The sequence below is a fragment of the Yersinia sp. 1252 StPb PI genome (genome assembly GCF_048593885.1).
GTDB lineage: Bacteria > Pseudomonadota > Gammaproteobacteria > Enterobacterales > Enterobacteriaceae > Yersinia > Yersinia enterocolitica_E.
Genome location: NZ_JAZGQE010000263.1, coordinates 1 through 4,482, shown reverse-complemented (window position 1 = coordinate 4,482; position 4,482 = coordinate 1). Strand labels below are relative to the sequence as shown.

Below are 4,482 nucleotides of genomic sequence, written 5' to 3'. Positions count from 1 at the left end.
TAGCTAATATTAAGGTATTGGTGATTATTAAAAATCAAATCTGGATTGATATAATTTATATAAGACTCGTGGCCCGAACACTGTCAGGCCAAGGCTAACAGCATAGACTATTGGTCACTGCCCACGGCTGCAATTTCAGCCGCAGGCTCTTCTCTGCGGCGGTGCAACGCAATGACAAAGTCAGTTTCACAGATAAATGCCTGCCGCGCAGCCAACTCCTGCCCCATCTCGATTGATGCCCGCCAGGCAAAAGGGGTCATCTGCAATAAATTAAAACTCTGCTTACCCGGAAGTTTCATTTCATAAGCCAGTTTTTCGCAACTCAGCAAGTCAAACCCCTCAAGGTGCTCTTGTGCATCACCGTGGAGTTGTACTTCTGGGTAGATCAGTGCTTTTAACTGATAGAGATGACGCGGCCCAGGGGCAACAGTAACCACAATCCCGCCAGGTTTCACGGTACGTGATAACTCCGCCGCTTTGCACGGTGCATAAATCCTTAATACCGCATCAAGCGAATTATGGGCAAAAGGTAAGCGATGGCTGGAAGCTACACAGAAGCTCACCTGTTGGTAGCGCTTTGCGCCATACCTTACGGCGACTTTTGCCACATCTAAACCGAAAACAGCCATTTGACGCCGCCGATTTAACCTATCTGCCACAGCGCCGGTGTAATAACCTTCACCACAACCGATATCCAACAACATGGTGGCATCCAGTGGTAACGTGGCATCCAGAAGCTCGCACACCCGCTGCTGCAAGGGCTGATAATATCCCGCATCAAGAAATGCCCGCCGGGCCTGCATCATCTCCGGGCTATCTCCTGGTTGTTTCGATCCCTTGTGCTGCACTGGCATCAAATTGACGTAACCCTCTTTGGCGCAATCGAACTGATGATTATTGCTGCAACGCCACTGCTGCACGCTAAGCTGCAAAGCCTGATGACAAAGGGGGCACTGATAAGACATGGTTGATTTCCAGATGACAGACAAATAACCGCCAGAATCGCGGACAGACACGGCGTTAGTCTAAAGAAGCACTTCCACCGTTGCAAGCCACTGTTTAACGCCATAAATCGGTCGAATATCAGCTATGGTGTACCATCCCTGCTGGAATAGCGTCAGGTTCAACATTCATGGTGCGCAAAATTTGCCCCATAATATCGCTAAATACCGGGGCAGAAACCGCGCCGCCATAGTATTTGCCGCCTTGCGGATTGTTTATCACGACCACCAAGGCAAAACGGGGTTGGCTGGCAGGCGCGACACCCGCGGTATAAGCCACATATTTATCAATATACTGGCCATTTGGCCCAATCTTCTTAGCAGTCCCCGTCTTAACGGCAACCCGGTATCCCCTGACGGCCGCTTTCATTCCGCCACCGCCGGGCAGCGCCACACTTTCCATCATATGTTCCACTTGCCGTACCAGAGCCTCGGGGAATACCCGTAGCCCTAACACCGGAGGATCGACCTTAGTAATCGATAATGGCCGATAAATACCGAAGCTGCCGATGGTGGCATAGACTCGAGCCAGTTGCAGCGGCGTCACCATCAAGCCGTAACCGAAAGAGAAGGTAGCGCGATCCAGATCACTCCAGCGTTGCCGCTGTGGCATTAACCCGCTACTTTCACCGGTAAGGCCTAACTGAGTCGGTTTTCCCAAACCAAACAACGCATAGGTTTCCATTAATGCCGAAGACGGCATTGCCAATGCCAGGCGAGAGACGCCAACATCACTTGATTTCTGCAATACGCCGGTCAACGATAGCGCGGGATAAAAACCTACATCTTTAATTTGGTGCCCACTCAGCACATAAGGATGGGTATCCAGTACGCTGTCTGGCTTTACCAGATGATGTTGTAATGCGGTCATTACCACCATCGGTTTGACTGTCGAACCCGGCTCAAAAATATCGCTGATAGCCCGATTACGAAAATTCTCTTCCGCCGTGGCTGCGCGGTTATTCGGATTAAAGGTGGGATAGTTGGCCATCGCCAAGACTTCGCCAGTATTAATATCAATAACCACTGCGGAGCCAGAATCAGCCTTATTAAACATGACAGCATTGGTCAGCGCATGGGATGTTTCAGCCTGCAAACGCTCATCAATACTGAGTTCAACATTCTGTCCCGGGTGGCTATCAGTAGAAGAGATATCCTCAACCACTCGGCCAAAGCGATCTTTACGTACCACTCTACTGCCAGCGGTGCCACTTAATAGCGAGTTAAAGCTCTTTTCTACGCCTTCAATACCCTGGTCATCTATATTAGTGAAACCAATTAAATTGGCCGCCACATCACCGGACGGATAAAAACGCCGTGACTCCGCTTTGGTCGCGATACCGGGCAGTTTCAAGCGTTGAATGTACTCAGCAACATTAGGTTCAACTTGTCGGGCAAGATAGATAAAACGGGCATTGGGGTTTTGATTGATACGGTTGATTAATTGGCCTATTGGCATATTGAGTTCCTGTGCCAATGCCTGCCAGCGTTCGGTAGTACCTACCCCGCCTTTTTCCAGTACCGTTTTGGCATCAGCCCAAATGGCCTCGACCGGGACACTGACCGCCAACGGATGCCCGCCACGATCAGTTATCATACCGCGTGTATTGGGTGTTGCCACCACACGCACTGAACGCATGTCTTCTTCTTTTACCAGCGGGTCCGGTTCAATAACTTGCAGCCAGGCAACCCGTGCCAGCAGGCCAAAAAGTGACATTAAAATACAACTACACAACAAGCCAAAGCGCCAACGAATAAAGTTGTTACTGTCAGTTTTTGGTTTAGGAATCATTAAGATCAACCCTGGAGAATAGCGTGCATCATAGCTGCCATTAAACCCTATCCCAGACACTAACGGGTGCCAAAACAGTGATACAAGATGCATTATTTTGCAACAATTCACTAACGGCGATTTAAAAGAAAAGGTGACTGGTCAATAACTTAAAAATCGGCTTACACTGAGTGGCGTTCTTTTTCTTCATTAGGTAGGTTCTATGACTGATTTTTCACCACAACTTAGCCGAATCACCACCCTCTGCCATGGTTTTGGCAATAAATCGGCCCTGCTACCTTCCTGCCTCTTGCCATATCAGGCTTCACAAGCCATTAAAAAGCAGGTTCATGGCACTACGATTATCGATGTGATCGCCCCGGGACAAGAGTGTGGTGAAGCCGATGGTTTCTATACCACTCAAGCAGGCATTTTATTGACCGTTCTGACGGCTGATTGTCTGCCAATCATTTTTAGCCAACGACAAGGGAGAGCCATTGCGGTGGTTCATGCCGGTTGGCGGGGCTTATTTGATGGCATTATCTTAAAGATGGTTGAGCGTATTGCGCGCGATGATGACCCTGTAAATTGGGTTGCAGCCATAGGGCCTGCCGCACAGTCTTGCTGCTATGAAGTCAATGAGGAGTTGGTCGAAAGGTTTATTAATAAATTACCACTGGCTAAAAATATCATTTCACCCCGATTTCGCCACCTCAACTTAGCGGCCATTGCTGAACACCAATTACGAAGTGCAGGAATTCATCAAGTCGATCATGTAGGCAGTTGTACTATTTGTACGACTATTCAACATGATGATAATAATAAAAGTCACTTCAAATATACCAGTTTCCGCCGAACCAGCCAGCAGCAAGCGATTGATCCAACCCATCCAGGGATTAAAGGCCGTAATCAACATTCCGGCTTAATTATTTTGCCTTAACGGATAGATAATATTTATCGCACCCTGAATACGAAAAAACCCGCACAAAGGCGGGTTTTTACAGCAAAAGAGCTGATTAGATTGCAGTAACGTTTACTGCAGACGGACCTTTCTGACCGTCTTGGATTTCGAACTCTACGTTCTGGCCTTCAGCCAGGGTTTTGAAACCATTACCCTGGATTGCAGAGAAGTGTACGAACACATCTTTGCTGCCGTCAGCTGGAGTGATGAAACCGAAACCTTTAGACTCGTTGAACCACTTAACTTGACCTTTGATCTTTGCCATCTTGAGTATTTCCTTTGGATTGTTTAACTCGCCCGTAGGCGTTTACATAGACAAACTAGAGTCGTTACTGCTTGAGGCACTAAGATAAGGATCGGCAGAGAAGCGGTATTCAACGCTAACGTCTTTACTCAGAACTTCTTTACTGAAAATGCCACACATATACAGAACTGTACCTCGTTTTACCCATATGCGTTATCACATACTCTGTATTCGATGGCAAGCCATTTTTAATCAAGGGTGAACCTGTCGCACATATTTGAAACGCTTGCTCATAAAGAATGCGTAAATATGCTGAAATTTGTTGAAGGTCATCGTATTTTCTGCTCTATTTTTTATACTGGCCTATCGCGCTTTCTTACTGGTTTTTAACATTTCAGCTAACACTTTTTATAATACTGCTTACGTGGATATTTGCTGTTTTCCATCCCCAGCATCGAACCGAAAATCACAATGGTATAAATTTTATTAGCATTAAATATATAAT

5 protein-coding genes are annotated in these 4,482 nt (G+C 47.1%); 1 reads left to right on the top strand and 4 read right to left on the bottom strand.

Annotation, left to right across the window (positions count from 1 at the left end):
- Window positions 1-107: 107 nt before the first annotated feature.
- Window positions 108-965, bottom strand: coding sequence for a 23S rRNA (guanine(745)-N(1))-methyltransferase (gene rlmA, locus V2A85_RS22160; protein WP_420072383.1), 858 nt, complete (start codon window positions 963-965; stop codon window positions 108-110).
- A gap of 118 nt (window positions 966-1,083) precedes the next feature.
- Window positions 1,084-2,793 (bottom strand): peptidoglycan glycosyltransferase FtsI, encoded by a 1,710-nt coding sequence (gene ftsI, locus V2A85_RS22155; RefSeq protein ID WP_372559215.1) that lies wholly within the window; start codon window positions 2,791-2,793, stop codon window positions 1,084-1,086.
- A 202-nt stretch (window positions 2,794-2,995) separates the two neighbouring features.
- On the opposite strand from ftsI, the gene pgeF reads away from it, so the two are divergent.
- Complete coding sequence (pgeF, locus tag V2A85_RS22150; RefSeq protein ID WP_420072382.1) at window positions 2,996-3,712, top strand: peptidoglycan editing factor PgeF; 717 nt, start codon at window positions 2,996-2,998, stop codon at window positions 3,710-3,712.
- 76 nt (window positions 3,713-3,788) lie between these two features.
- Here pgeF and cspE read toward each other — a convergent pair whose 3' ends face one another.
- Window positions 3,789-3,998, bottom strand: coding sequence for a transcription antiterminator/RNA stability regulator CspE (cspE, locus tag V2A85_RS22145; RefSeq protein WP_002221949.1), 210 nt, complete (start codon window positions 3,996-3,998; stop codon window positions 3,789-3,791).
- A gap of 42 nt (window positions 3,999-4,040) precedes the next feature.
- On the bottom strand, window positions 4,041-4,157 hold the full coding sequence (locus V2A85_RS22140; protein WP_002211058.1) for a DUF2627 domain-containing protein: 117 nt from the start codon (window positions 4,155-4,157) through the stop codon (window positions 4,041-4,043).
- Window positions 4,158-4,482 lie beyond the last annotated feature (325 nt).

Excerpts from the sequence above, each read along its gene's own strand:
- rlmA (WP_420072383.1), bottom strand. The coding sequence starts at position 965 with ATGTCTTATCAGTGCCCCCTTTGTCATCAGGCTTTGCAGCTTAGCGTG.
- V2A85_RS22140 (WP_002211058.1), bottom strand. The coding sequence starts at position 4,157 with ATGTGTGGCATTTTCAGTAAAGAAGTTCTGAGTAAAGACGTTAGCGTT.
- pgeF (WP_420072382.1), top strand. The coding sequence starts at position 2,996 with ATGACTGATTTTTCACCACAACTTAGCCGAATCACCACCCTCTGCCAT.
- cspE (WP_002221949.1), bottom strand. The coding sequence starts at position 3,998 with ATGGCAAAGATCAAAGGTCAAGTTAAGTGGTTCAACGAGTCTAAAGGT.
- ftsI (WP_372559215.1), bottom strand. The coding sequence starts at position 2,793 with ATGATTCCTAAACCAAAAACTGACAGTAACAACTTTATTCGTTGGCGC.